At 63.3% G+C, this 25,270-nt stretch carries 24 protein-coding genes and 1 pseudogene; 16 read left to right on the top strand and 9 right to left on the bottom strand.

Going from position 1 to position 25,270, the window contains the following annotated elements; genetic code table 11:
* Window positions 1–5: 5 nt before the first annotated feature.
* Window positions 6–371 (bottom strand): DUF4345 domain-containing protein, encoded by a 366-nt coding sequence (locus K6L26_RS30400; RefSeq protein ID WP_221853569.1) that lies wholly within the window; start codon window positions 369–371, stop codon window positions 6–8.
* Complete coding sequence (locus K6L26_RS30395) at window positions 368–880, bottom strand: nuclear transport factor 2-like protein (RefSeq protein ID WP_221853568.1); 513 nt, start codon at window positions 878–880, stop codon at window positions 368–370. The genes K6L26_RS30400 and K6L26_RS30395 overlap by 4 nt, the downstream gene beginning before the upstream one ends.
* Before the next feature lie 126 nt (window positions 881–1,006).
* On the opposite strand from K6L26_RS30395, the pseudogene K6L26_RS30390 reads away from it, so the two are divergent.
* A pseudogene (locus tag K6L26_RS30390) lies at window positions 1,007–1,117 on the top strand (IS481 family transposase); the annotation flags it as partial.
* Between the two features lie 169 nt (window positions 1,118–1,286).
* Here K6L26_RS30390 and K6L26_RS30385 read toward each other — a convergent pair.
* Window positions 1,287–1,454: a hypothetical protein gene (locus K6L26_RS30385; protein ID WP_221853567.1), complete on the bottom strand. Its 168-nt coding sequence runs from the start codon at window positions 1,452–1,454 to the stop codon at window positions 1,287–1,289.
* Between the two features lie 83 nt (window positions 1,455–1,537).
* Between K6L26_RS30385 and K6L26_RS30380 the strand changes: the two genes are divergently transcribed.
* The 6 genes from K6L26_RS30380 (at window position 1,538) to K6L26_RS30355 (ending at window position 5,962) form a co-directional block, all read left to right on the top strand.
* Window positions 1,538–2,419: an alpha/beta fold hydrolase gene (locus K6L26_RS30380; RefSeq protein WP_221853566.1), complete on the top strand. Its 882-nt coding sequence runs from the start codon at window positions 1,538–1,540 to the stop codon at window positions 2,417–2,419.
* Window positions 2,412–2,582 (top strand): alpha/beta fold hydrolase, encoded by a 171-nt coding sequence (locus K6L26_RS30375; protein WP_221853565.1) that lies wholly within the window; start codon window positions 2,412–2,414, stop codon window positions 2,580–2,582. Before K6L26_RS30380 ends, K6L26_RS30375 begins: the two co-directional genes overlap by 8 nt.
* Window positions 2,579–3,349 carry an alpha/beta fold hydrolase gene (locus K6L26_RS30370; protein WP_221853564.1) on the top strand — a complete coding sequence of 257 codons (771 nt, stop codon included), beginning with the start codon at window positions 2,579–2,581 and terminating at the stop codon, window positions 3,347–3,349. The genes K6L26_RS30375 and K6L26_RS30370 overlap by 4 nt, the downstream gene beginning before the upstream one ends.
* Window positions 3,346–4,263, top strand: a complete 918-nt coding sequence (locus K6L26_RS30365) for a sterol desaturase family protein (protein ID WP_221853563.1) — start codon at window positions 3,346–3,348, stop codon at window positions 4,261–4,263. Before K6L26_RS30370 ends, K6L26_RS30365 begins: the two co-directional genes overlap by 4 nt.
* 425 nt (window positions 4,264–4,688) lie before the next feature.
* Window positions 4,689–5,180 carry a hypothetical protein gene (locus K6L26_RS30360; protein ID WP_221853562.1) on the top strand — a complete coding sequence of 164 codons (492 nt, stop codon included), beginning with the start codon at window positions 4,689–4,691 and terminating at the stop codon, window positions 5,178–5,180.
* A complete protein-coding gene (locus K6L26_RS30355) occupies window positions 5,177–5,962 on the top strand; it encodes a helix-turn-helix domain-containing protein (RefSeq protein ID WP_221853561.1) in 786 nt (261 codons plus the stop codon). The genes K6L26_RS30360 and K6L26_RS30355 overlap by 4 nt, the downstream gene beginning before the upstream one ends.
* 242 nt (window positions 5,963–6,204) lie before the next feature.
* Here K6L26_RS30355 and K6L26_RS30350 read toward each other — a convergent pair whose 3' ends face one another.
* Window positions 6,205–6,819 carry a TetR/AcrR family transcriptional regulator gene (locus K6L26_RS30350; protein WP_245008803.1) on the bottom strand — a complete coding sequence of 205 codons (615 nt, stop codon included), beginning with the start codon at window positions 6,817–6,819 and terminating at the stop codon, window positions 6,205–6,207.
* A 65-nt stretch (window positions 6,820–6,884) separates the two neighbouring features.
* On the opposite strand from K6L26_RS30350, the gene K6L26_RS30345 reads away from it, so the two are divergent.
* From K6L26_RS30345 to K6L26_RS30320, 6 genes are all read left to right on the top strand, one after another.
* Window positions 6,885–7,766 (top strand): alpha/beta fold hydrolase, encoded by an 882-nt coding sequence (locus tag K6L26_RS30345; protein ID WP_245008802.1) that lies wholly within the window; start codon window positions 6,885–6,887, stop codon window positions 7,764–7,766.
* Window positions 7,763–8,983 carry a M20/M25/M40 family metallo-hydrolase gene (locus tag K6L26_RS30340; protein WP_221853559.1) on the top strand — a complete coding sequence of 407 codons (1,221 nt, stop codon included), beginning with the start codon at window positions 7,763–7,765 and terminating at the stop codon, window positions 8,981–8,983. Before K6L26_RS30345 ends, K6L26_RS30340 begins: the two co-directional genes overlap by 4 nt.
* A gap of 110 nt (window positions 8,984–9,093) precedes the next feature.
* Window positions 9,094–10,029, top strand: a complete 936-nt coding sequence (locus tag K6L26_RS30335; protein ID WP_221853558.1) for an enoyl-CoA hydratase/isomerase family protein — start codon at window positions 9,094–9,096, stop codon at window positions 10,027–10,029.
* A 54-nt stretch (window positions 10,030–10,083) separates the two neighbouring features.
* The gene (locus tag K6L26_RS30330; RefSeq protein WP_221853557.1) at window positions 10,084–10,980 is read left to right on the top strand and encodes an alpha/beta fold hydrolase; all 897 of its coding nucleotides are present in this window, start codon (window positions 10,084–10,086) and stop codon (window positions 10,978–10,980) included.
* Complete coding sequence (locus tag K6L26_RS30325) at window positions 10,977–11,924, top strand: NAD(P)H-binding protein (protein WP_221853556.1); 948 nt, start codon at window positions 10,977–10,979, stop codon at window positions 11,922–11,924. Before K6L26_RS30330 ends, K6L26_RS30325 begins: the two co-directional genes overlap by 4 nt.
* A gap of 10 nt (window positions 11,925–11,934) precedes the next feature.
* Entirely contained in the window at window positions 11,935–13,077 is a 1,143-nt protein-coding gene (locus K6L26_RS30320; protein WP_221853555.1) for a saccharopine dehydrogenase NADP-binding domain-containing protein, read from the top strand.
* Between the two features lie 520 nt (window positions 13,078–13,597).
* Here the strand turns inward: K6L26_RS30320 and K6L26_RS30315 are convergent.
* The 5 genes from K6L26_RS30315 to K6L26_RS30295 all read right to left on the bottom strand — a co-directional run bounded on the left by K6L26_RS30315 (window position 13,598) and on the right by K6L26_RS30295 (window position 19,491).
* On the bottom strand, window positions 13,598–14,014 hold the full coding sequence (locus K6L26_RS30315) for a transposase (protein ID WP_221853554.1): 417 nt from the start codon (window positions 14,012–14,014) through the stop codon (window positions 13,598–13,600).
* Window positions 14,011–16,257 (bottom strand): tyrosine-type recombinase/integrase, encoded by a 2,247-nt coding sequence (locus K6L26_RS30310; RefSeq protein ID WP_221853553.1) that lies wholly within the window; start codon window positions 16,255–16,257, stop codon window positions 14,011–14,013. The genes K6L26_RS30315 and K6L26_RS30310 overlap by 4 nt, the downstream gene beginning before the upstream one ends.
* Entirely contained in the window at window positions 16,241–17,449 is a 1,209-nt protein-coding gene (locus tag K6L26_RS30305) for a tyrosine-type recombinase/integrase (RefSeq protein WP_221853552.1), read from the bottom strand. The genes K6L26_RS30310 and K6L26_RS30305 overlap by 17 nt, the downstream gene beginning before the upstream one ends.
* A gap of 25 nt (window positions 17,450–17,474) precedes the next feature.
* The gene (locus K6L26_RS30300; RefSeq protein WP_221853551.1) at window positions 17,475–18,680 is read right to left on the bottom strand and encodes an ImmA/IrrE family metallo-endopeptidase; all 1,206 of its coding nucleotides are present in this window, start codon (window positions 18,678–18,680) and stop codon (window positions 17,475–17,477) included.
* A gap of 115 nt (window positions 18,681–18,795) precedes the next feature.
* Window positions 18,796–19,491 (bottom strand): hypothetical protein, encoded by a 696-nt coding sequence (locus K6L26_RS30295; RefSeq protein ID WP_221853550.1) that lies wholly within the window; start codon window positions 19,489–19,491, stop codon window positions 18,796–18,798.
* A 190-nt stretch (window positions 19,492–19,681) separates the two neighbouring features.
* Between K6L26_RS30295 and K6L26_RS30290 the strand changes: the two genes are divergently transcribed.
* The 3 genes from K6L26_RS30290 to K6L26_RS30280 all read left to right on the top strand — a co-directional run bounded on the left by K6L26_RS30290 (window position 19,682) and on the right by K6L26_RS30280 (window position 25,131).
* A complete protein-coding gene (locus K6L26_RS30290) occupies window positions 19,682–20,836 on the top strand; it encodes a tyrosine-type recombinase/integrase (RefSeq protein ID WP_234788560.1) in 1,155 nt (384 codons plus the stop codon).
* Window positions 20,833–23,340: a tyrosine-type recombinase/integrase gene (locus K6L26_RS30285; protein ID WP_109748890.1), complete on the top strand. Its 2,508-nt coding sequence runs from the start codon at window positions 20,833–20,835 to the stop codon at window positions 23,338–23,340. The genes K6L26_RS30290 and K6L26_RS30285 overlap by 4 nt, the downstream gene beginning before the upstream one ends.
* A gap of 309 nt (window positions 23,341–23,649) precedes the next feature.
* Window positions 23,650–25,131: an ATP-dependent nuclease gene (locus K6L26_RS30280; RefSeq protein ID WP_074404808.1), complete on the top strand. Its 1,482-nt coding sequence runs from the start codon at window positions 23,650–23,652 to the stop codon at window positions 25,129–25,131.
* The last annotated feature ends 139 nt before the right edge of the window (window positions 25,132–25,270 follow it).

Below are 25,270 nucleotides of genomic sequence, written 5' to 3'. Positions count from 1 at the left end.
CGCAGTCACCCGCCGGCTCGGGCCGTGGTGCCGCGCATTCCTGCGGCTATTGCGGCCGCGACAGCGACCTCGGCCGCGAGCGCCAGCTTGGTGATGCTGGTCACTCTTCGACCTTCGGCCAGCCAGCCACCGGCCCGGACGACGGCCATGCCTGCGGTCGCAACTGCTACGGCGGGGGCAGCTGCCGGTGATGCCGCCAGGAGACCCGCGAATGCCAAGGGAAGACCGCCGTATACGGCCCGGACCTCCACTTGAGCGTCCGTCGTGTCGGCTCGTCCTCCGAACATCCCGGGCGGCACAGAAGGGCGCACGAGCGCGATGACGCCCAGGCCCGCGTAGTAGGCCACGCCCACCGCGGAGAATCGGTTCATGCCGCGCCTCCTCGGCCCTTTGTGAGACCCCGATGGCGCGTGAAACTGAGCGCCACCCGCGGAGACGTGACAAGCAGGCGGATGTAGCTCTTGAGCGAGTTCTGCGGCCGCAGGTCCAGGTACGCGTACATCCGGTGGTTGATCACCTTGCCGTCGTCGGCGAACGTCCAGAACTCGGTGCCGAACTGCTTGTTTCCGTCTCGAAAGCCGCCATTCCACGTCAACACGATGGTGTCGGAGGTGACGGCCTCCACGGTCTTGGTTACCCGCAGATTCTCGTCACGCCAGACTCCCGCCAGCACCCGCGCCGCTCGGCTGATCTCATCGATCCCCACATGCCGCTGGATGACGCCATCAGCTATCCATTCCGCCACCGCGTCATCGCGGTAGATCATCAGCCACTCATCGAGCAGCACGCCGTTGGTCATGCGCTCCGCATCCGCCGCGAATCGCTCTGCATCGGGCACAGTCGCCGATCGCTTGTCGGGTGATTGAACTGTCTTGGTCATCATAACTCCTATCAATACATACTGTCTGTATGGTTGCATTGGCAGCGATGGGTCGTCAAGCCTGCGTTCCTCAATCCGGATCGGCGGCGGTATCGCTGCGCCTCGGTCCGCACTTAGGCGGCATGCGTGTCCCACGCAAACGCTGCGCTTACTCCGTGCCACCGCCTGCGGCGGGCGCGTCTCTTCGTCGATCGCGGCTGGCCGCCGGCCCGAGCGGCCGAGCGCTTCAACGTGTCGTGGAAGTAGGCGAAGTGGTGGCAGTGCAAAACCGGCAGTCCGAACGGCAGGCGGCATGTGTACGCCGACCTAGCCTCGGACAGCCTCCTGCGGACCAAGCACCGACAGCTCTTTGCAGCCGCCGCTGACTTACGCCTAGATGCTGACTATTGGCCGCGAATGGGCATTTTCATGTCCGCCAGCGGGCAGTTTTCATGTCCGCCGGCACCAAGGCACCCAGATTCTTGGCCGTGAAGGCGCCATTGAACTCCAATTGAGGGTTGGAGTCGACGTCACCGGCGAGTCGGCCCTTGGGCATGATGGTGTTGTTCAACACCGCCTGGGTCACGGCCACCACAGGGGAAGCTCACTCCCACTGACGCCGTCGTATACGTGCAACGTTCAAGCCAGCCACGGTCCTGGCTGACCACACTCGTAGATATGAATATCGCCATCCATCACCGAGCACCGTGGCGTGACGGCTGGGTCGAATACAGCGATCAACCTCACGCTGGCGACACCGGTGGACTCGTTCTTGTGCTCGTTCATGGGTTGGGCGGAAGCCGCGAGCACTTCGCGGCTCTGATGGAGCAGTGGACCTCCTCGCGAGTGATCGCACTCGATCTGCCGGGGTTCGGGACCAGCACCCCGATTCGCGGTGCCGTCACCATCAACGACCTCGTCGACTCGGTCAACGCCGTCCTCGACCATGCACAGGTCGGTGAGGTGCTCTTCGTCGGCCATTCCATGGGGGGCCCCATTGGCCTGCGCTATGCCGCGGCCGACGCCGGGCGAGTGCATGGAGTCGTACTGCTGTGCGGCACGGTCCAGAACTTCACGGCGACCCTCGGAGGGCGCCTTCGACCCTGGCGAGTCGCCCCCATGACCGCCTTCACCACGGTGATCGAACTGATCTCGGTCGCCACGCGCCTTCCTCAGGCCCTCACGAAGGTACTTGCCAAGTCCCGCCTCGGTCGAGCCCTGACACTGTGGCCGTTCGTGCAGTTTCCCGCGACGCTAGACCCGGACACCGCCCTGATGTTGATGAGCGGTGCCGGAGCCCCTGGCGCTCTACCCACCGCCCGAGCCCTCGGCCGACTTGGCGCCTGGGACGACATCGATGCTTCTGCCTTCCCCCCGCTCTACGCGATCAATGGCGCAGCCGACCGCATCGCGCCCCGCGTGGATCTGGAGTCGTTCGGGCCGCGCCTGGCTGACCAGCACGTGCTCGACACCGGCCACATGGCGATGCTCGAGGACACCGGTGGGCTGACCGCGGCCCTGAGCAAGATCTACTCCGAGCTCAAGACCAGCCATGGGTGAGCCACCTCTCCAGTGCCGTGACCTGGAAGTCAACGGGCGACGCATCGCCTACGTCGAGGCAGGCGACGGCGAGCGCACGTGCGTGCTGATCCACGGCTTCGCGTCGTCGTGGAAGGTGTGGATCAGCACACGATTCCGGCGCTCGCCACAACCCATTGGATGATTGCTCTCGACCTGCCTGGCTTCGGAAAGCCGGAGAACCCGATCTCACATGGACCGGGTGAGCAGCTCGCGAACATCGTCGCGTTCCTCGATCCCATGGACATCGCCCAGTGCGATCTCGTGGGCCACTCGATGGGAACGCTGCTGGCCTGCGAACTGGCGACCCACTACCCCGGCCGGGTTGACCGACTCGTGCTAAGTGACAGTCCGGTCACCTCGGTGCTCGGACTGTCCCGCCACCCGTGGCGCATCTTGTCACGCAACCCCCAGGTGGCCACCTTCCTCGTGGAGGCTCTCACTGCCGTGTTGCGACCACCCTGGTTGGCGCGCCGTCTCATCCTTGCCATGTCGTCGGCGCGGTGGCTCGCACTGCGGGCCTACGTGTTCCGTCCGGCCGCCCTCAGTATCGAGGATATGACCGGGATGCTCGATGGCGCCGGAGCACCGGGGGCGTGGCCGACCTTGCGGAAGTGGTTCGGGTACGACCCTCAGCCAGCGCTGGCAGGTGTGCGTCAGCCCATCCTCGTGATCCACGGCGAGCGCGACACCATCTGCCCGCTGGACGACGTGCACCTCTTGGTGGCATCCAACCGTGCCGTGGAGAACGTCCACCTCATACCCAGCGTTGGCCATGTGCCGATGATCGAGGCGCCCGACGAGTTCAACGAATGCGTCACCCACTTCTTCGGCCAAGAGTCACGGCCGGAACGGGAAGAGCAGATGAGTTCAAGCGCGCTACCTACACCGACCACCACCATCGACGCATGATCAAAGTCGCCACCCGCTACGGGTACATCCCCCTCATGCTGCTCGGCATCAACGGCCTTGCCGTCTGGCTCGTCACCCAGGGCACGCACAAGATCTGGCTCTTGGCGCTATTGGCCGTTGCTGTGGGGCTCTCCTTCGCAGCCGAGCGACTCATCCCGTATGACGACGTGTGGAATCGAGATCTGGAGGGCGACTCGCTGCGCGACGCCCTGCATGCGTTCGTCAACGAATCGCTGGCTTTGGTCAGCGTCGCTGCGGTTCCGGTGCTCACGGTCCTCATCCCGGGAGCGGGCTGGTGGCCGAACGGCTGGCCGTTCGTCCTCCAATTGCTGGGCGCGATCATTGTGGCCGACTTCGGCATCACCACCGTGCATCTCGCGAGCCACAAGATCGGTGTGCTGTGGCGCTTCCATGCCGTCCACCACAGCGTGAAGCGCTTCTACGGGTTCAACGGCTTCATGAAGCACCCCCTGCACCAAACGCTTGAAACGTCGGTGGGCGTGGCTCCCTTGCTCTTGCTCGGCATGCCACTCGGTGTCGCCACTGCGTTGGCGTTCTGCGTGGCCGTCCAGCTTCTGCTCCAGCATTCGAACGCCGACTACCGGGTGGGGCCACTGCGCTCGATCCTGGCGCTCAACGAGGGACACCGGTTCCATCACTTGAAGTGGGCCGGCATCGGCGATGTGAACTTCGGACTCTTCACCCTCGTGTGGGACCACCTATATCGGACGTACTCGTATGACGCGTCTCGAGTCTTCACGACCGACGACCTCGGCATGGCGGCACATCCCGACTACCCCTCGGCCTACCTGCCCCAGATGGCGTACCCATTCCGGCCAGAGGGTTCCTGCGCGCCCGAGGAAATCACGTTCCCTCCCGAGCATATGGAGTCGTCCACTGCGCAGGATCGGTGACCCGGTGCCCGCCCAGAAAGAATGCGATGTCTTCGTGGTGGGCGCGGGGCTGTCGGGCTTGGTCGCTGCGCGGGAACTTAGGGTTCCGCGGTGTCCGCGTCGCCGTCCTACCAATCCACGATCGCGACGTCGGGGCGGACTCTGAACCACACGTTGGTCGACGGATCAATGATCGAACTCGGTGGCCAGTAGCGCCACCCGGCGGTTGTTCGGCGCCTTTCGGTTCGTGATTCGATTCGGCAGCGGAGCAATCCGACGCCTGTGGCTGGGCCGGGTGTGGGCGGAGGCTGCAGGAGCGGCATTCCACCTCGGGACCGTTCGGCGACCGGATTCTTCAAGCCGACACTGACGTCGATGCGTGAGGATGAAAGCGAAGCGAATCGCGCATTGACCGCGGACCACGCCCGACCGAGTGAGGACCTATCGTGACCGTAAGTGTTCCCGCCCCGATTCGTCGCGACCTGCACCGCCTGGTCGAGTCCGAGACGCTCGGCATGGCCTTCTTCGGCACGGCTGCCAAGCACGCGTCGAGCGACGCGCACCGCGACGCCTGGAGAGCCCTGACAGAACTAGAGGTGCGCACCAACGACGGAGTCCAGGCGTTTCTGTCCCGCACCGCCGTCGACCTGGCACCCACCCAGAAGCTGGCCACCGCAGCCGGGACAACGGCTGGTCTGGGCGTCAGAATGCTGCCGGACGCGCTCAGCTGGCGACTGCTTCGGCAGGGCACCGGTCGCTACCTTCCTGCCTTTAAGCGCCTCGCCCACCACTACGCCGGCACGCCCGAGCAGGCCTTCTTCGACTACGTGGTGAAGCACGAGCTGGCCATCATCGACGCCGCTGAACACGCCATGCGTGGCGACGTGCGCGGTCTCGGCGCCGTGCATCGTCTCCTCAACGCACCGGTGCCGCAATGATCGAGACGGACGACCGAGCACCAGCCGAGCAGTGGTACGGCCGGTTGTGGCTCCTGCCGGACAAGCGGATGATCGTGTACGCCGGGAACGGGAGCACATCCTCATCGCACTCGCATCATGCGGTACAGCTCGTCGTCGCGCTCGACGGGGAGATCACCCTGTCGCTGGGTGAGACGACCCGCCGACTCTGGTCGGCGATCATTCCTCGGGACACCGAGCATGCGGTCGACATCGAGGGACCGGCCCTCGTGATCTGGCTGGACCCCCACAGCGAGACCGGCCATCTCCTCGACTCCTGGGCCGACGACCTTCAGGGACAGGAACTCGGTCTCACGCTCGCCCACCTCGATCTGGCCGACCCCGACATTGACGTTGTGCACCTGGTCGACAGCATCCTGGAGAAACTTGACGCGACGCCCGACAAGCTGCCCGAGATTTCCCCGCGCGTTCAACGGGCCCTGACCTACCTCGACCAGGAACTCTCGAACTCCCCGACGCTTGTCGAGGCCGCGGCCCGAGCGGCGGTCTCGTCGTCCCGGCTCACCCACCTGTTCACCCGCGAGGTCGGTATTCCGTTCCGGCGCTACGCACTGTGGCTGCGCCTGCTGCGTGCCGTCGAATGCGTGGCCGACGGACACGACCTGACGCGAGCCGCGGCTGACGCGGGGTTCAGCGATTCTGCCCATCTCAGCCGTACCTTCAGGTCCACCTTCGGTCTACCACCATCAGCGATGTTGATTCTCGAAATCGCTCGGGTTGCCTTGGCGACTGGTGAGGAGTGAGCGATGCCCATCCATATCGTCGACCTGACGTATAGCCCCATCCGCTACCAATTGCGTGGACCCGACCGGCCTGAACGACCTGACGTTCGTGTTCCGCCGCGGCGATTGCCCAAGCCAGCGAACAATGGTTCCCCGACCACTGTTATTCCTCGGTCGGCTGCTGATCCTTTCGAGCGGCGGCTCGGGGCCGACTGTTCTGGCGGCTGCCGTCGAGCCCTGCGTTACCGCATCGTCCGAATCGGTCAACCTCGGTTGGGCTGTGCTCGAATCCCAGCGAGAAGAGTGAATATGACCGTTTCGACATCGGCGGCGGCTTGGTCCGGGTCGGAGCGGGCGGCGATGATGAGGATGGCGTTGCAGTAGAGGCTGAACAGCAGGTCGGCGGCCGCGTCGACCGGAAGTGATGTGGCTTCGCCGTTTTGGATGGCCTCGGTGAGGGTGGCCCGGATCAGCGGCAGCGACATTTCTTCGTCCATTTGATGGACGCGGTCCCAGCCCAGCACTCGGATCGCTTGTCCGAGCAGGACGCGTGCATCCCGGTCGGCGACGTAACTGCGCAGGAACGCGCGCGTTGCCGATTCCACTCGGCCCCAGGCTGTGGTGCCGGTCGGCATGGCCGCCACCGCGGTCTGCAGGATGGCGGCCTGACTGGTGCGGAACACCTCGGCGAAGATCTCCTGTTTGTCCCGAAAGTGGTGGTAGACAGCGCCATTGCTGGATTGGGAGGCGCGCGCGATTTCGTCAATGGAGGTGGCGTCGAACCCCTTGGTGACGAACAGTGCGCGTGCCGAATCGAGTACGGCGGTGCGGGTGAGGGCTGCGCTGATGTCACGGCGTCGGGGCTTGACGTCACTCATAGAGCCGAGCATACTCGCCGAATAGAGATCTGTAACAGAGTGATACTCTTCTAATGGGAGGTGCTATGGCAGCGACGTGTGACGTTGGCTTATCGGGCGGCCGAATCCGCTACCGCGACAGCGGCGGCGACGGCCCGCCTGTGGTGTTCATCCACGGCGTGTTCGTCGACTCGGCGGTCTGGCGCAAGCTCGAATCGCCGCTGACGGCAGTGGGATTACGCTTCATAGCCCTTGATCTGCCGTTGGGGGCGCACACCGTCGCGATGAACAAGGGCGCGAACATGTCCCCGATGGGGGTGGCGGCGCTGATCGGCGAGTTTCTGGAGGCGCTGGACCTGCGTGATGTCACTCTGGTGGCCACTGACACCGGCGGGGCGATCGTGCAACTGCTCCTGGCGGATGGGTGTGATCGGGTCGGGCGGGTCGTGTTGACGCCGTGTGACTCGTTCGACAACTTCCTGCCGCTCTCGATTCGGTTGCTGCAGTACGCAGCCCGCGTTCCCGGCGTGATGGCCATCGGCGTCCAGCCGCTGCGGTCGCGTATGGCGCGTCGGTTGGTGTACGGCACGCTGGCCAAACACGGGGTTCCTGACGACATCACGGCGGCGTGGATCCGCCCGCTGGTGACCAGTCGGGGTGTTCGTCGCGACATCGCGCGATTCCTGGCTACCATCGATCACCGCGACACCCTGGCGGCGGCGGAGAAGCTGCGGATGTTCGACAAACCCGTGCTCTTGGTGTGGCCGCGGCGCGCACCCTATTTCCCGTTCGCCCACGCCGAGCGGTGGGTGCAGATTCTGCCGGACGCACGGTTGGTCGAGGTGACCGACGCCTACACGTTCGTCAGTGAAGACCAACCCGACACCCTGGCGCGTGAACTCGCCTCCTTCGTTGCCGCGACACCGGCCGCGACGGGCACACGATCGAAGAAAGGAACGCGGCGGTGACCGAACACAATCTCGCCCAAACCAATGAGCAGGCAACGGTCTTGGAGGGCCCGTCGCTGCCCGACGATGCGTTGACCCGGCTTCGTCAGGACGTCGAGACACTGGTCAGTTTCGACCGTCGCACCGTGGGATCGGGTGAACGAGAATCGGCCCGTTTCCTCGCCGGACGGTTGGCCGAAGTCGGCGCCAAAGACATCACACTGTCCAGCTTCCGTACCCAATCATCCTGGGTTCCAGCCCATTTGGCATATCTGGCGTTAGGTGCTGATCTGGCTGTGCTGTCACACCCCGCTGCCCGTGTGGCCGGGGCGGCCGTCGCCGCCGCATACGAGCTCGAAGTCTCTGGGCGAATCAGGTGGGCCAAACGCGTACTACCGGCCCGTACCGGCACATCGGTGTATGCGCGCATCCCCGCCGAGGGACAATCCAAACGGGTCGTGGTGCTCGTGGCTCACCACGATGCCGCCCACATGGGAATGGTGTGGCATCCGCAGGCGGTGGCCGCGAGTCGACAGCTGGTCAAGTCCACCGGGCGCGCCCTGCCCAGCCATGCGCTGCCCCTGGCTGCGCTGGCGGCAACGGCCGTCCCGTCACGACGAGTCCGGGCAATCGCAGGTGGCGTGATAGCCGGCAGTGCAGCTCTGATGGTGCAGTCCATGCGGAGCCGAACGGCCCCCGGGGCCAACGACAACGCCTCCGGGGTGGCCGCCGTGCTCGAAGTGGCCCACCAACTGGCGCGCAACCCGCTGCCCGACACCACCGTGCTCGTGGTGTTCCCCGGTGCCGAGGAAGCCACCAACGGCGGCATCCGCGACTGGCTGCACAAGACCCGCCGCCAACTCGACCCCGCCACCACACTGGCGATCAATCTCGACGCCGTGGGCAGCAACGGGCCCCTGGGTGTGGCCCGGCGCGAGGCTCTGACCAACCGATCCGATCGTTCAGCGGTGACCCGAGCTCGTGACGCTGCGGCCGAACTCGGCCTCCCGATCGAAGAAATCACGATCCCTAACGCCACCGACGCCGCTGTCATGACTGTGGCAGGGCTACCGACGATATCGCTGCTGTCTGTTGAGGACGGCTGGATCAGTAACCTGCACCGTCCATCTGACACCGTGTTCAACGTCAACTGGACCACTGTGCAGCACGCCGTGGAACTGACCACCCACATCGCTCAATCGTGGGCGACCGAGCATCGCACCGAGCGCATCGCATGACCGCGCCCGGACGGCGGCCGCGGGGAAACACGGTCGGCGACATCACACAGCGCTTGGCTCAGAACTCTGGCAGGCGCCTGATCACCCGGCAGGCGGGTTCAGTGTTGACTGTGACGTTCAACCACCCGCCCCGACACTTCTTCGACGAGCAGATGAGCATCGAGCTGGATGCCCTCACCCGTGCGCTGCAACGAGATTCTACGGTGCGGGCCGTGGTGTTCACCGGCACCGATTCGACCTATCTCACGCACTTTCACGTTCCCTCCCTGTTGGCGGGCGCGTCGACGGTTCCGTGGGAGATCGGATATCGCCCGGCTCGCGCTGTGGCGGCGATGGCTCGTTTGGCCGTCAAAAGCCGTCACGTGGATGCGGTGCTGTCACGTACCGCCGCACGCGACACCCTGTTTCTAGCCCGGACCTACGCCGCCCTGGATCGGCTGTCCCGGCTCGATCAGGTGGTGATCACCGCGATCAACGGGATGGCGTTGGGCATGGGGGCGATCTTCGCGCTGGCCTGCGACATCAGGATCATGGCTGATGACACCAAGATTGGGCTGGTCGAGTCCGGTTTGGAGATACTGGCCGGCGCAAGCGGGACACAACGACTCACCCGGACCGTCGGATCCGGTGTCGCGATCGAGCTACTGCTGGAAGGGCGTTGGCTCACCGCCACCGACGCCGAGCAGCTACGTCTCGTGCAGCACGTCCGGTCCCGCGGTCAACTGCTCGCCACCGCAACGGAGACCGCCGAACGCCTCGCCGGCCGGTCGCCAGCCCTCACTCGCGAAGTCAAGCGGGCTGTCTACGACGCCGGCACCCGACCGTCGACGGCTGGGCTGGGCCGAGAGGCGGCGAGTACCATCCGCACCTTGACCACCGCGGCTGCCCGTCGGGCGCTGAGCTCCTACAGCGACTACCTCGCATCCCATGAGCCCCTCACCGACGAGGTGATCCTGCATGCCTGGGGCCCACTGCTCGGCCACACCTCGGCACATGCCGATACCGCGACCGGCGATCAACCGAACCCGACGGATCCGGTGCGCTGATGACCGCACTCATCGGTTTCCAACCCCGCAGCGCCGGTCGATCACGAGGCGTTCGTGTCTGACGCATGGAACGACCACGCCGCGGTCGACATGCTGCCCATGCCGCACGTCGACGGCACCTCCCATCGGTACGTGACCACCAGAGACGGCTGTGAGGTTCATGTCGCTGAAGCCGGCGCCGGGGATCCGCTGGTCCTCGTCCACGGCTGGCCTCAGCATTGGTATGCGTGGCGTGCCGTCCTCGGTGCACTTGCCGGCCGGTTCCGGGTGATATGCCCCGACGTGCGTGGGCTGGGCTGGTCGGCCGCCACCGGCGGCGACTGGAGTCTGCGACGCCTAGCCACCGACATCATCGACGTCATGGACGCGCTGGGCATCGACCAGGCCGGCGTCGTGGGACATGACTGGGGCGCCGCGATCGCCTACCAGCTGGGTCTGGATCATCCGCGCCGAATCACCAAGCTCATGCCTCTGGCCGGACTGCATCCCTGGACAGCGATCGGGCTACATCCCCGCGCAATATGGCGGCCCTGGCATGTCTACACCGCCGCCGCGCTCGGATCGATCAACAACACCTTGTTGCAGGTACCGCGAACCTCACTACACACATGGCGTCACGTCGGCGCATTCACCCCTGCGGAGACCGAAATCTACTGCAGTTCCATGCGCCAACCCCACACTCTAACTGCCACGAAACAGTACTACCGCAACGTCATTGCCCGGGAGGTGCCGTACTTCTGGCGCTACGCAAAGAATCTCACCCTCACCGTTCCTGTCCTGCACCTCAACGGAGCCAACGACCCACTCACTCAACGGCTTTCCGACGCGTACCGCCGCTATGCACCCAACATGGAACTGGTGAATCTGCCGGCGTGTGGCCACTTCATCGCCGAGGAACGCCCTGACGAATTGATCGGTTACCTCAACACATTCTTCGGAGCAGAACATTGAGAATCCTCGTCACCGGAATCACCGGCCTCGGCGGCCACTTCGCCCCGCATCTCGTGGCCGCCGGTCATGACGTCATTGGGCTGTCCCGCGCTCCTGAACGCGTTGGAGTCGACATCCCGGTCATTGGCGGTGACGCCACCAGACCCGAAGACCTCGACCGCGCCCTGGACGGAGTTGAGATCGCGTACTTCATGATCCACAGCCTCGAGCAGGGCAACACGGACGGATTCGCCGCCCGCGACCGACTGATCGCACACAATTTTGCTACTGCAGCCCGCAAAGCCGGCGTTCGCCGGGTGATCTACTTCGGCGTGCCACCCATTGCGCAGGCAGGCCACACCTCAGCACACGTGCGCAGCCGCCTGGAAGTGGAGGACATTCTCACCGCGGCGACTCCAGAATCCGTGGCCGTCGGGGCGTTCACGATCGTGACCGCGCGCAGCCGTTCCTTCCGCGTACTACTCAACCTACTGGCCGCCAGCCCGGTCGTCCCACTGCCGCCGTGGCGGCACCACGTCACCCAGCCGATGGATGCCCGCGACGTGTTCGCCTGTCTCATCGCGGCGGCAACCCACCCCGACATCGGCGGACGGCGCCTGCGTATCGGCGGCCCCGAACTCATGTCATGGAACACACTGCTGCGACGGTTGGCCGCACACATGAACCTTCGCCGCCTATTCGTGCCGACACCGTTCGACGTCCCACCTGTCGCCTCAAAAGCACTCACCACCTTCAACGGAGGCAACCCCGCCCTGCTGCTACCCCTGCTGGAAACCATCAATGCCGGAGACATCACCATCGCCGACAACGGCGCCGACACGCTCGGTGTGACATTGCACCCGATCCAACAAACCCTCTCCGAGGCCGTCATCGAGTTTAACAACGGATCCTGGCGTGCCACCGAGGGCCAACCTAGCGAACCAGTACGCACTTACATCGTCTGACAATCGTTCAATGGATCGGAATTCCATTGCACCGCACAGCATTATTGGTTTAGGAGAGTTTGTGTCAACCACACGTCCGCATGACGTCGCTGTCTTCGGCGCCAGTGGCTACACCGGAAGTCAGATCGTGCGCGAACTGCTCGCCGAAGGCGTGGACGTTATCTGTGTGGGCAGAGACCGTGCCAAACTTGAGGCGATCGTGAGCCGCCACGGATGGCATGTACGCGTCGAAGCGGCAGAACTGGATTCCCGTCATCGGCTCGAATCGATTTGTGCCGACGTCATCACCGTTGTGAATGCGGCGGGCTCGTTCGTCGAAACCTGCGATCCGATCGCGCGAGCCGCAATCGCTTCCGGTTCGCACTACGTCGATATCAGCGGGGAGCCTCAATCGATTCGATCGGTCTTCGACGATTTGCACAGACCGGCCGTGGCCGCAGGTATCGCCCTCGTGCCGTCCGCGGCCTTCTACGCCACCCTCGCCGACCTGCTGGTCAGCGTCATGGCCGACGACCTCGATCACGTCGACGCCATCCACATCGGATATCACATCACCGACTGGATCCCCAGCGGCGCAGCCTATGCCAACTTTCTGCGAGGTATGGGGAAGCCGATCATCCAGTTCGATCATGGCCTCATCGAAGTCCCGCAACCCCACTACCGCACCATGGACTTCGGTCAGCCACTCGGTAAACTGCCCACCTTCACCTACCCAGCGCCAGAAGTGCTCACCATTCCCCGGCATGTCAACGTCGACCGGATCAACACTGCCGTTTCCACATCCACGTTCAAAACGATGATTCCCGATCGACTAACCCCTGCAATGACGAGGGTGATCGGCAGAGGCCTCGCCGGTCCCGCGCGCCCGTTGGTCGAACGAGTCCTCAGCACAACCACCGGATCCAGCCGCGAACGAATTCACGCCGACCCAACCACATTTCGAATTGCGGTACGGCTGAAAGCCGACACTGTGGTGCGCACCGCGACATTCGACTCACGCGGAATATTCGACATCACCTCGCCGATCGCCGCCACCATCGCCACGCTCACGCTAACCAACACTTTCAACGAAAGCGGCGCGCTCGCACCTGCCGAGATCGTCAGCAACCCACGCGGATTACTTAATGCGCTCGCCGATGACTTTGACTGCTGATTCGGGAGACGTTTGATCACGAATTCGGGAGTCGGCCAGGGTGTGGAAGTTGCCGGATTGCCCACGAATTTGGGAGTCATCGGCGGGCTCGCAGTCAGGTGTCGTTGCCTCGTAGTCTCGGCTCAACGCTGGCGAGGCATCCCAAGCGCTGTCCCAATCCATCCAGCCTGGCGCAGTGCCGGCTGCGGCTCATGCCAGGACATTCCGGCCAAGTTTGGCATCACGATATTGACATCAGCTGGCGCTGCTGGCGGAGTCCCGTTGCGCGAACACGCTGTCATGTCGAACACCAAGAGAATTGCTGTCGAACCCGGGAATCCGACGGACCGCACTCATGAACTTGCTACGCATAGCTCGCCCTTCACCCGATGCATCAAATGCACTGCCGCCCAACACGGAAACGGTAAGAACCCCCCCTTCTGATCGTCGATGGCAGCGATCAAACAGGTGTTTATTGTTCAAGCCTGATCGTGATCGTCGTCCCCAGTTTGTGCCGGGCGGATCGGGTCGGGTGAGAGTGTCAGGTGCCGTGATCAAGGCGGGCGTCGTCGAGTTGGCCGTGGAGCAATTCGATGGTGGTGACGTGATGGGCGATGGTGGCTTTGAGTTCGCGGATCTCGCTGTCTTGGGCGGCGATCTTGCGACGCATCGCGGCCACGATGGTGGTGTCGCGGCCGGGCTGGGGTGGTTCGGCGGTGCTGGGGTGGTGGCGGTATTGGTCGATGACGGCGAGCAGGTCTTTGTGTTTGTGAATGGTTTTGCGGGTCACCTTCGCACGACGGGACACCGTCGAGACGTTGATCGTGGCGTTGGTTTTGCGTAGGTAGGCCAGCGCTTTTTCGATGTCGCGGCGTTTGTCGTCGCTGACGGTTTTGCGATGTTTGGCTAGTGCGCGCAGCGCCTGCTCGGTCGGCGGCGGGGGTGGTTTGCGGGTCATCGCGGCGTGTCGGGGTCAGCTTTGCGCAGCACCGATTCGTGGCTGCCGCGGGTGTGCATCGGTGTCAGCGGCAACCGGTTGGTCGTGCCCGCAGCACCCACCCCGGCCGCGCCGTCGGCGGTCGCGTCGGCGTCGCCGAGACGGGCGATGATGGCCTCCAGTGAGGCGATTTCGCGGCGGCGATGGGCGATCCAGACGTTGTCGTCGGTCAGTTCGCGGCCGGTGCGGGTGCGGTACTGGTCGCGGCGCAGGTCGATGAGTGTCAGTGTTCTGGAGTGTTGATCGCGCAGTTCGTCGAGGTGGGTGGCGTCGGTGGCGAAATGCCCGCACGACAAGCAGGCGTTGCCTTTGTCGCAGCGGGCCACCGGCGGCAACAGACATACCCCGTTGGGCAGCACTCGGTCGGTGCGCGCCGAGAGTTGGGTCATGTCGTAGATATCGGATGGGCTGATGGTGATATCGGTGCCATGTGCGCCGATCTTTTTGTGCCGCAGGAATTCTGCTTCGGCGGTGGCTTGCAGGGTGGCGGCGTAGCGCAGGGTCATCTCCGGGGAGGCGTGCCCGAGGTAGCGCTGCACCACGTGGATCGGGACACCGTCGTTGAGTAGTTCAGTGGCCCGGGTGTGGCGCAGCCGGTGGGTTTGGGAGAACCGCAGCGGGTTGCCGGCCGCGTCGAGCAGGCCGTGGATTTTGTCGAGCTTGCCCAGGGCCATCCCGTAGGAGTCGTAGCTTCGGGGGCGTTGGCCGCGGTGTTGGTAGCGCAGCCCGAGGAACAAGTACTTGGGGTCCAACTCTGGGTAGTGGCTGCGGATCCAGTCTTGCTGCTCGGCGATCACGTTGACCACGGCCTGCTCGACAAGGATGGTCGGGATGACACCGTCGACTTTGGTCTGCTGGTAGCGCAGTTTGGCGACGAACCCGTCCGGGTCTTCACTGCCGCCGACGGGGCGGTCCTGGCCCGGGATGGCCTGCAACGGTGAGAAATCGAGCATTAGAATTTCTGAGGCCCGGCGCCCGGTCAAGGCTTGCAGCAGCCATATGCGGGCGGCTTGGGGGTCGCCGAGCCCTGCCACGACCGAGATGGTTCCGTCGGGATGGGTAATGACCACCGGCTTGCCGGTATCGGCGGCCAATACATCGAGGTAGCACAGCATCTGCTGCAGCTCGGCGGTGGAATACCAGGATAGTTCCCGGCCGCGGCGGGCGCGGCGGCTGCGAAATGATGCACCCCACAATCGGGTGTGGGTGTCGCTGAGCTGAGTCCAGCGGGCCTCGCCGGTCGCCGCGGCGGCTTCCTCGGCGTGATCGACCATGAACGTATAGAACGCCTGGGTCATGGATTGCGTTTTCCCGATCGCCGTCGATGACAGCGGACGGTCGGGTTTCGAACGCGCCGCAGGTGATTTGAGGTACTCGGTGAATTCAGTGAACAACAGTCGCAGCGCGGCTCGATCGGTACTGATCACCGGGTCGGTGATGGCGCGGGCGGCCAGGAACGGGCCGAGGTGCCGGACGATGTCGCGGCTGCGCGGCATCACCGATGACCAGCGCAGCTGCTCAGAGGTCAGGGCGGTGCGAAGCCAGAACCGTATCCCTTCGCGCAGCCACGACGGCTCGATCCCACCGAGGCGCACGACCTGGTCGTGGCAGGGTTCGTGTTCGCGCCGCGGGATCCTCGGGTCGGCATGCACATCCCAAATGTCATGGGCCCACCAGGGTTTGTCGGTGCAGCGCACCGACACATACAGGTGCAGGTGTTCGATGAAATTGGTGACGTTGTTACGAAACCCTAGTGTCGGCAGTCGGCGGTTGCGGCGTTCGAACTCGACGGTGCCCGCCCGGACGATGGCTTCCACACTGAGGTCAGCGATACTGACCGGATTGTGCCGGTGCTGGTGCTGGTATTCGGCGGCCGCAGCGCTCAACGCCCGACTGGTCCACCTCAAATGAGACGGCTCGACCTTGCGGATGTCTTCGTGCCAGCATGTCCACACCCACCATGCGATCTCATCGCAGAAGCGTTGCGGCACGCCCGCAGGGGTGAAGTCATGCCCCTCAGGCGTGGGTCGGTAGCGCGGATTGGTCTGAAACACGGAGTTGGTCGGGGCTGTGTCGAGCCGGTACACCAACGACTGCCACCGGCGCGGTACCTGCTCCCACTGCAACGCCCACCTGTGATCGCCAACCCCTGCCGAGGCGCCGGTGGCCACGACAGGAGCGCGGTTGTCAGGACGACCTGTCATGGCTCACCTTCCACCCGGCGACATAGCTCTTCCATCCGGCCAGCGAACGCATTTCGGCGTCAGCAGTCACCCACCCATAAATCGAGAGGGTGGTTTGCACGTCGGCATGGCCCAGCCGTCGCATCACCACATGCGGATCCACCCCGGCCAACAGCAGCGCGGTCGCATGGGTGTGGCGCAGCCAGTGCGGTGTCCAGTCCGCCGGCAGCGCCTCGGGATGATGTTCGGTGATCAGATCGACCTTGTCGTAGACGGTTTCGGGACGCAGCGCGGCATACCTGACCCCACGGACCAGGTTGACGAACACGAAATGGGTGGACAGATCGTCCACGGCGATATCAGCGCCGGCCGACACCAAGGCCCACACGTACTCGGTGTAGAGGGCGACCAGGTCGTCACCGATGTAGATGCGCCGGGCCCCGGTCTTGGCGCGCACCCCGTGCGGATGATCGTCGCGATCGGCGATCAACAACGATGGGGTGTCGCCGCCGGCGATACTGAAATCACTGTGGCGCAAGGACAGTGCTTCGCCGATGCGCATCCCAGTCTCGGCCAGTACCGCGAAAAACAGCCGGTCTCGCAGTCCCACCGCCCCGTTGGTCCACCTGCCATTGCGATCCTGCACACTGCATGCATCCAGGATGGTGTTGACGGCAGCAGGCTCCAGCACCGGTGTTTCGGAACGATTGGCTGTCCGCCGCCGATACAGCGGGGTGTCCCGCTCGGCGGTGGGCCCGATACCGGTCAGAAACGGGGCGTAGTGGCCCCGGCGTGCTGAACGGGCATGGCTGCTATAGAGCCGGCGATACGGGCGGCTCAGGTCGTGGGCATCAGCGAAATACCGGTACATCGACAACACTGCAGCACCTCGGGGCTGCAGCGACGATTCGGCCATTGCTTTCTGCGCCGGCCCGATACGGGCGGTGCCGGGCAGATCCCCGGTGCGCAGATAGCTCAAGAACGCCCCGAACATACTGCTGGGGAAGTCATCCCACGCGGTGTCGGTGTGTTCCAGCACGGTGAACCACGCCGCCAACCCATAGGCGTAGGCGCGCACCGTGTTCGGCGACGCGCCCTCCTCGCGCAGAAACCTCAGGTACTCCCGCGCCGGCGGTACGGGCAGCTGATCAGCGCCGACCACGGTATAGGTGTGTGGTCGGTCCGCGAATCGGACCAGCTGCACCCGCGCCACGATCAGCCGAGCCCCGCCCGGCCCACTACGTGCGGCCCTTGCGGCGGAAGTCGTCGAGGCGGATCACCGGCGAAGGCGCACTAGCCCGCGCCGTGGCCAGCCGCGCCGAACCCGCCGTGGCGGCCACTGGTTTACGCTCGGCAGCCGGCGCTGGGCGCTGAGTGGCCAACAACCAGTCCAGCACGTCAGCCGGGTAGATCATCGACTCCCGGGCGGCCAGCATCTGCACCGAAGCCCCGCCATAACAGCGTTCCACCCACTTGCGCAGCAGCCGCGGCCGCTCCGGTGCCCGGTCCTGCCATCCCGGCTCGGTCATGCCCCAGGTGTGCCCGGTGGTTTGGTTGATTCGCGAATACAGTTGAGAGGAAAGCGTTTTTGCTTTCGTCGGCGCGATCAGCCCCGAATCCCGCAGATGCATGATCAACGATCCCAGCGACAAACCCCACTTGGTCTTGATCGGCTGCAGATTCAACAGCGACACAACCCTAGGCAGCTCGCCGGCGATCGCCGTCGCCGGCGCCAACAACTCCGTGGCGAACCGGTTGGCTTCGAGCTCATGGGTAGAATTGACCGAGCAATCCACTTGGCTGTGCAGCACCAAGTGGCCCAGCTCGTGGGCCACAGTGAAACGCGTCCGCTCCCACGAATCACTCTCTCGCAGCACCACCAACGGCCGATCCCGCATTCGGCCCACCCACGTCGAATAGCCCAGATGCCGCTCGTCGTGCGAACGGCCACCGGTGGCGGCGAACTCACTGGACCACTCACCGGGCACCCGGCGCCGCACAATCACCGGCGCACCCAGCCGCTCGGCCTCATAGGTTAGATCATCAAGCGGCTCATCAGCCCCCACACCCATCCGGTCCCGCAGCCGGGCTGCGGCCGCCGCGATCGACGTCCGCGCCAACTCCTCATCAGTGACCGTCGGTATCTTCACCGGCGGCAGCTTCGACCTCGAATCCAACTCGCCGAGAAAATCCCCGGCCAGCGACGCGAACGTCGCCAAGAAATCCTGCTCGCCGACCGTCATCGACTTCGGTGCCCGGAACAACAGCTCGGCCGGGGTTACCCGGGTCTGTGGCTCAGAAGTGAAAAACGCTGCGGGGAAACGGAACAACTCCGCCATCACATCTACATCGGCGGCGGCCAGCCGAGTGGTGACCGACCGCTCGATCTGCGATTGGCGCGCGGTACTCCACCCCGCACGCTCCACCAGTGAGCGTGCCGTCATCCGTCTCAACAACCGGGCCTGCCGAACCCGTGTACCAAAAACCTCAATCATCGTGCGCTCAATTCAACGTGACCGGATTCTGGATCCGGCATGCACCCAACACTGTGCACGATGCCTACGACGAGTGCGGGCCATCCTCCTGTTCTTCCTCGCTGGCTGCGTCCTCGTCGACCTCGGCGAAGTCGTCGTCGCGGCGACGCATCCCCGTCGCTGACCCCGGGCCATCCGGGCCGCCATCGGATCCCACTGTCACGTTGCGCTGCTCCATGATCGGCGGCGGCAGCGGTGTGCGGCCATAAAGAACTTGCACCTGCTTGGTCAACAAACCCGCCGCCAATGCCGCACCACCGAACCCGACGCTGCCCGGCCACCACAACACATACAGGCGATATGCCTGCGGCTGGGCGATCCCCTCCTCGTCGCCGAGGGGTCCGAGAACATCCTCGATGCTGAACTGCTCCCCGCCTGGGACGAACGGGACCGGGTCCAGAAGACTGCCGTCCCATTTGCGCGGATGCTTGCGCACACGGATCTGCGTGCCATTGTCGTCGAGGAGTCGAATCCCAAAACCATTCCCCGCCATAGCTTTTAGCGTCGAATCTTTCGACTGTCGCCGCAGCCTCGAGAACAGCACCGTCTCCAGTACCGTGCACGACACTGAGATCGGCCGCACATTTGCGCCCTGATCGACAAAACGATCCGGGACCTCCCCGTAGCGGGCGATCAGATCGCCATGTACCTCGCCCAGCACCCGGATGTGCTGAGCGGCATATTTCTCGACCAGCCGCTGAGGGTCGTCGTGTAGGTCCATGGGGTAAATCCGTTAACTGAACTAAAATCAGAATCATTGCAGGTCAGGCTGGGTTTTGATACGTTCCCGGGCTATGGGTGACCCGGAGTCTGGGAAACGGGATCTTGCAACCCTGGTCGTATCCGACGTCGGACGGCTTGAGGCAACTGGTGACAGATGGGTGCCATTTCGGCTCCTCGATGCTAACGGGGTGGTCGTCGAGCCCGTAGCGGCATATTTCGCCGAACTGCAAGCGGCCGATCGTCGTCCGGGGACAATCCGCTCGTATGGCCATGATCTGTTGCGATGGTGGCGCTTTCTGGCAGCAGTGGGCGTGGATTGGGATCGAGCGACCTCCATCGAGGGCCGCGACTTCGCACGATGGATGATGCTGGTAGATAAGCCGGTTCGCGTCCACTGGAGGTATCGCGATGGGAAACCGGAACAGTCGGAGCCAACGGATAGAAGGAGTGACGGTACCGCTGCAACCGGCACGTGCCCGCCCCCCGGTCGTTATGCGCCGTCGACCAGAGTGCACGCCGAGGCGGTACTGCGGTCGTTCTATGACTACCAGATCGAACTTGGGCAGGGCCCGCTGGTCAATCCCTTCCCGCTCGATCGATCGCGCCGCGCCGGACGCCGCAACGCCCACCGCAATCCGCGCGATCCGGTGTCGCGCGAGCGGGCTGGCCGCTACCGTCCACGCCCGCAACGCCGGTTACCGAAGAACATTCCCGACGAGCAATTCAACCGGCTCTTCGCTGCTCTTCGCACCCACCGAGACCGTGCCCTGCTGGCTTTCTGGGTATCGACAGGAGCGCGCGCAGACGAACTACTCTCGACCACCCACGCCGACGTTGACCCCGGGCAACAGCTTATCCGCGTGACTCGCAAGGGATCGCGTGCGGCACAGTGGCTCCCAGCATCACAGGACGCATTCGTATGGCTGCGTCTGTATCAGGAGCAGGCATGGAAACGAGGTGCACCTCGCGGCAGAACTGCACCATTATGGCTGACCTTGCGCCAACCCTGGCGCGCGCTCTCATATCCAGCTGCGCGAGCGATGTTCGTCCGCGCACAGGAAGCGCTCGGATCGAACTGGACCATCCACGATCTCCGGCACACCGCAGCGTATCGGATGAGCAACGATCCTCAGATGTCGATCACCGACGTGCAGTGGGTGCTAGGCCACGCCCATCTGACAACCACGCAGATCTACACCACACCCAACCAAGAAGACGTGGTTACGCGCACCCTGGCCCATTACCAGCGCGTCGCCGCACGTGCTGACAAAAGCCCCACGCCGGCCGACGGATACGACACCAACACCCTCGACATTCTCTTCGGCGAAAGGGCCAAATCATGAGACCTCCGGCCCCACAGCGAGAACTGACGCCGAGTACGCCGACCCTGGCCTCACCACCGGTGGACGGCCATGGCGGCTATGCCGACGACCTGTTACGCCGATTCCCGCCTCGCGGCGTCCCAACCGAGACGTCGATAGGTACTGCATCGGTTGACGCAATCCTGCAGTGGATGCGCACCACGAGAATCCGCAACAGCGCACCGGCCATCTCCACGAACGGCGCCGAGGGAATGCTGCGTTGGCTGTCAGAACACGCAGGAGACACCTGGCAGCAACGATGGACATCCAGCGGAATAGAACACCATGCCGAGGCCTGGCTGGATGAGCCTCTGACATGGCTGCGCAGACACGGCCACCGCCAGAACGCTCGAGAACTCAATGCCGGCTTCATGGCCTTGACCGCAGCAGAAGTCCTGTTTCCCAGCATGGCGTTCTTCCTATCGCGCCCCCGAGACCCCGCATTGACCAAAATCATGGCTGCCCACCGTGATCCGGATGGATACGCCACAATCGAGACCTCGTCGGATTCCGACCAGTGGACTTCGGCCGCCGGTAGGCTGGCGCGCTGGCAAATCGCGGTCCTGCTGGCCGCCAAAGGAGGCACAGTCTCTGACATCACCGTGGGCGACTGCGTGCAACTACGCCAGATCGAAGTCGCCCGCGAAACCTGCGGAGCTCGCCGCTACCAGTTCTACACGCTCCTGAGGGCCGCCGGACAGTTCCCTGCCGACGCTCCGGTCACCCTGCGCAGGATCACGGCCTACACGGGTCAACGCACACCCGAACAACTCATCGACCGCTACCAGCTGCAAAACCAGCCGATCCGCAACTTGCTGGTCGACTACCTCACCGAACGCCAACCCGCGCTGGACTACACCACCTTGGAGGCAATGTCCCGCCGCCTGGGCTCAAACTTCTGGAAAGACTTGGAACTCCACAACCCAGGTATCGATTCGCTGAAGCTGGATCCACAAACCGCAGCGGCATGGAAGGAACGGCTGCGCAACAAGACCACCCGCACGCGCCAGGCAGACGGAACCATGACCGAAGCGGTCGCACCGCGCCGTTCCTACATTCCGATCCTGCACCAGGTGCGGGCTTTCTATCTCGACCTGGCCCAATGGGCTACCGAAGACCCTGCCCGCTGGGCCCAGTGGGCAGTCCCAAGCCCCATCAGCGCCACCGAGGTACTCCTGAAGAAGACCTTCGCACAACGCAAGGCCCGCATCGACCAGCGCACCCGTGACCTGCGCCCCTACCTGTCGACAATCGTCGATAACGCGGCCAAGCGAGCCCAAGACGCCCGTACACGACTGCAAGCCGCGTTAACGACCACCGACGACACCTTCACAGTTGCCGGAGAGACCTTCACCAGAGCAGTCCTCACCAGTAGTCGAGGTTCCCGCCGACAGTTCACGACCGTGATCGACGCAGCCGGCCGCAAACGGCAGCTTCTTGAAGAGGAAAACCGAGCGTTCTGGGGATGGGCCGCTGTGGAGTTCCTGCGGCACACCGGAGTCCGTATCGAGGAGATGCTCGAAACCAGCCACCACAGCATCACTCAATATCAACTTCCAACGACCGGCGAGATCATTCCCTTGCTCCACATCGCTCCCTCGAAAACCGACCAGGAGCGCCTGCTGGTCGTCAGTCCGGAACTCGCCGACGTCCTCGCCACAATCGTGACCAGGGTCCGCGGAGACGGTCACGCCATCCCGTTGGTGTCGTTCTACGACGAAAACGAGCGATCATGGGAAGCCCCGGCCCCCTTGCTATTTCAATGGACAACTGCCGGTCACCGCCAAGCGCTATCTACCGGGACTATTCGGATCGCAATCAGAGAAGCGTTCGAAGCGAGCGACCTCAAAGATGCTGACGGCCAACCCCTTTACTTTCGGCCGCACGATTTCCGGCGGATCTTCACCACCGATGCCATCCTCAACGGGATGCCTCCGCACATCGCACAACTTCTCCTTGGGCACAAAGACATCAACACCACAATGGGGTACAAAGCCATCTACCCCGAAGAAGCCATCAACGGTCACCGCGCGTTCATCGCCCGACGCCGAACCTTACGGCCAGGCGAGGAATACCGCACTCCTACCGACGCCGAATGGGACGAATTCCTCGGGCATTTCGAGCGCCGCAAACTCGCCCTCGGAGACTGCGGCCGCGCCTACGGCACCAGCTGCCAGCATGAGCACAGCTGCATCCGCTGCCCAGTATTGCGAATCGACCCAGCGCAACGAGCCCGCCTTGAAACCATCCGCGACAACCTCGCCGCACGCGTCGCCGAAGCCGAGAACGCCGGTTGGCTCGGCGAGGCGGACGGCCTGCGGACCAGCTTGGCCGCCGCCGAAGACAAACTCGCCCAGCTCGACCGTCGCGCCCGACAACGCGCCACCATCTTCCTCGACACACCATCAGTCCCCGAGATCACCGCGCGCAGGGCAGCAAACCCCACCACCCCTGTGTCATCATCCGCCGTGCACTCCACACAGTAGGAGATGGGTGTAAATATTCACCCCAATCTCCTACATCAGAAACCTTCCACCTGCACCGATGCCAACAAAATTTCCAACACTGACGTCCGGCAACAGTCAGAAACAGCACCGCCACCAGCTAACTATCTTTCGAGCACGCCGGCCTCAGGAGAATCATCGTCTGGAGGTGGCGACGTCATGCCGGCGGCAGTCGGGTAGCCGCATAGCCATGTTGCGTAAAAATGAACATCAACGGTAGATCTCAGTGGCAGAATGAGCCGTGCGTTTCCATTCTCCATCGTTAGTAGCCGAAGTGAGGCAAGCCCGCAGATGAGTCATGACGACAATGTCCGAAAGCTGGCGGGAAAGTTCAAGTTAGACCACAGATATGCCAATTACGGACCAATCCTGCAATCAATTGAGATTCACGGTTTCCGGGGAATTGCCGATCTGACCCTTGATTTCCAGTCGCCTATTACCGCCCTATCTGGGTTAAATGGAACGGGCAAGAGTACAATTGCACAGCTCGCGAGTTGCGCATATCGCAAAGCTGTGACCGCCGCACTTTCAAGATTCTACATTAAGGACTTCTTTCCCGTATCTGCGGCTGATCCATCGCCGTTCAGCGATGATGCGCAAGTAGTTTATTCGTACTGTGTCGAGCGTGGCGCGGAACCGCAGAAAGTGACGGTAAGCAGAAAGGCCAAAGAATGGTCTGGATACAAGCGTCAGCCTGAACGATCCTGCTACTACATCGGATTCACCCAGTTCATACCCAAGGTTGAGCGGCGCGATCTATCCATATATGGCGGGCACCGGATTCAATTGGGGACGTCGCGCGAACTGCCAAATGATGCCGCAAACAACGTCGCCACGATACTTGGACTACCGTACGATGAGCTGGGTTTCACCGAAGTGACCCATTCCAATCGGACCGCGGAGTTGGCGATGGCCACTCGAAATGGAAAACGTTATTCAGAAAACCACATGGGCTTCGGCGAAGGGCGCGTCGTCTACATGGTCAATACAATGGAGGGCGCTCCGGCGCAGAGCTTATTTGTTCTCGAGGAGCCCGAGACTTCGCTACACGGCGAGGCGCAACGCCGGCTAGCGAGATATCTAGTTGATGTAGCAGGTCGTCGAGGTCATCAGATCATATTGACCACACACAGTGCTGCGATTCTGATGGAATTTGGGCGCGATTCGGTCGTATACCTGAAACGGCAACCCGACGGGCTGATTGACGCGGCGACCGGTCTGAGTACCTACCAAATAGACGCGTACCTTCACGGTGATGCCAGGGACAACGAAAGAGCGATCGTCTGCGTCGAGGACGAGTTTTCGCGTCGTCTAACGATTGAGATCATTCGCAGTTGCAATAGCGATCTTCTCTCGGGAGTCCAAGTTTTGGACGTTGGTGATGCACAAAACATACCGTCGGCTGTCTCGCTTTTGCGGAAAGCGGGTACTAGAGCAGTAGGACTATATGATGGAGACATTAAGGTCGGCGACTTGAAGGATCTTAAGCCCTTCATTGCAAATTTACCCGGAGGCGTGGCACCCGAGACGCTGGTTTTCGGTTGCACCGAGGTTGAGGAGTATTTCAAAAGCAATCACAGCATAAGCGTCGCAGAGGTGATGAGCGGCGTAGGAGATCACCACGACTATATCCGTGTACTAGCAAAGAAGTTGATGCTGGACGAGACCTACATCGCCATAGAGGTATGTCGCATCTACGCGTCGACCCGCGATGCATCCGAGTTTGCGTCGACGGGTGAATTTCTCCGGAAAACGTTGGGTGACCGACGATAATGGCGCTCAGCTGCAGGCAACGGCAGCCTGCTATTTGATGCTCTTGCGCCAGACGGAGCTCGTGGCACACGTTAATTCCACTAGGTTGTGCTCCGAAATTGGCCGCAATGCTCTACCGCCGATGAAGTGCGGCTAGTTC

The organism is Mycobacterium farcinogenes, from assembly GCF_019739075.1.
GTDB classification, from domain to species: Bacteria; Actinomycetota; Actinomycetes; order Mycobacteriales; family Mycobacteriaceae; genus Mycobacterium; species Mycobacterium senegalense.
The sequence above is the reverse complement of the archived record's forward strand: the minus strand, read 5'-3'. Positions and strand labels throughout refer to the sequence as shown.

Excerpts from the sequence above, each read along its gene's own strand:
- K6L26_RS30295 (WP_221853550.1), bottom strand. The coding sequence starts at position 19,491 with ATGGACCTACACGACGACCCTCAGCGGCTGGTCGAGAAATATGCCGCT.
- K6L26_RS30315 (WP_221853554.1), bottom strand. The coding sequence starts at position 14,014 with ATGACCCGCAAACCACCCCCGCCGCCGACCGAGCAGGCGCTGCGCGCA.
- K6L26_RS30355 (WP_221853561.1), top strand. The coding sequence starts at position 5,177 with ATGATCGAGACGGACGACCGAGCACCAGCCGAGCAGTGGTACGGCCGG.
- K6L26_RS30395 (WP_221853568.1), bottom strand. The coding sequence starts at position 880 with ATGACCAAGACAGTTCAATCACCCGACAAGCGATCGGCGACTGTGCCC.
- K6L26_RS30400 (WP_221853569.1), bottom strand. The coding sequence starts at position 371 with ATGAACCGATTCTCCGCGGTGGGCGTGGCCTACTACGCGGGCCTGGGC.
- K6L26_RS30310 (WP_221853553.1), bottom strand. The coding sequence starts at position 16,257 with ATGACAGGTCGTCCTGACAACCGCGCTCCTGTCGTGGCCACCGGCGCC.
- K6L26_RS30320 (WP_221853555.1), top strand. The coding sequence starts at position 11,935 with ATGGATCGGAATTCCATTGCACCGCACAGCATTATTGGTTTAGGAGAG.
- K6L26_RS30285 (WP_109748890.1), top strand. The coding sequence starts at position 20,833 with ATGAGACCTCCGGCCCCACAGCGAGAACTGACGCCGAGTACGCCGACC.
- K6L26_RS30370 (WP_221853564.1), top strand. The coding sequence starts at position 2,579 with ATGATTGCTCTCGACCTGCCTGGCTTCGGAAAGCCGGAGAACCCGATC.
- K6L26_RS30365 (WP_221853563.1), top strand. The coding sequence starts at position 3,346 with ATGATCAAAGTCGCCACCCGCTACGGGTACATCCCCCTCATGCTGCTC.
- K6L26_RS30300 (WP_221853551.1), bottom strand. The coding sequence starts at position 18,680 with ATGACGGCACGCTCACTGGTGGAGCGTGCGGGGTGGAGTACCGCGCGC.
- K6L26_RS30380 (WP_221853566.1), top strand. The coding sequence starts at position 1,538 with ATGAATATCGCCATCCATCACCGAGCACCGTGGCGTGACGGCTGGGTC.
- K6L26_RS30345 (WP_245008802.1), top strand. The coding sequence starts at position 6,885 with ATGGCAGCGACGTGTGACGTTGGCTTATCGGGCGGCCGAATCCGCTAC.
- K6L26_RS30375 (WP_221853565.1), top strand. The coding sequence starts at position 2,412 with ATGGGTGAGCCACCTCTCCAGTGCCGTGACCTGGAAGTCAACGGGCGA.
- K6L26_RS30280 (WP_074404808.1), top strand. The coding sequence starts at position 23,650 with ATGAGTCATGACGACAATGTCCGAAAGCTGGCGGGAAAGTTCAAGTTA.
- K6L26_RS30350 (WP_245008803.1), bottom strand. The coding sequence starts at position 6,819 with ATGAGTGACGTCAAGCCCCGACGCCGTGACATCAGCGCAGCCCTCACC.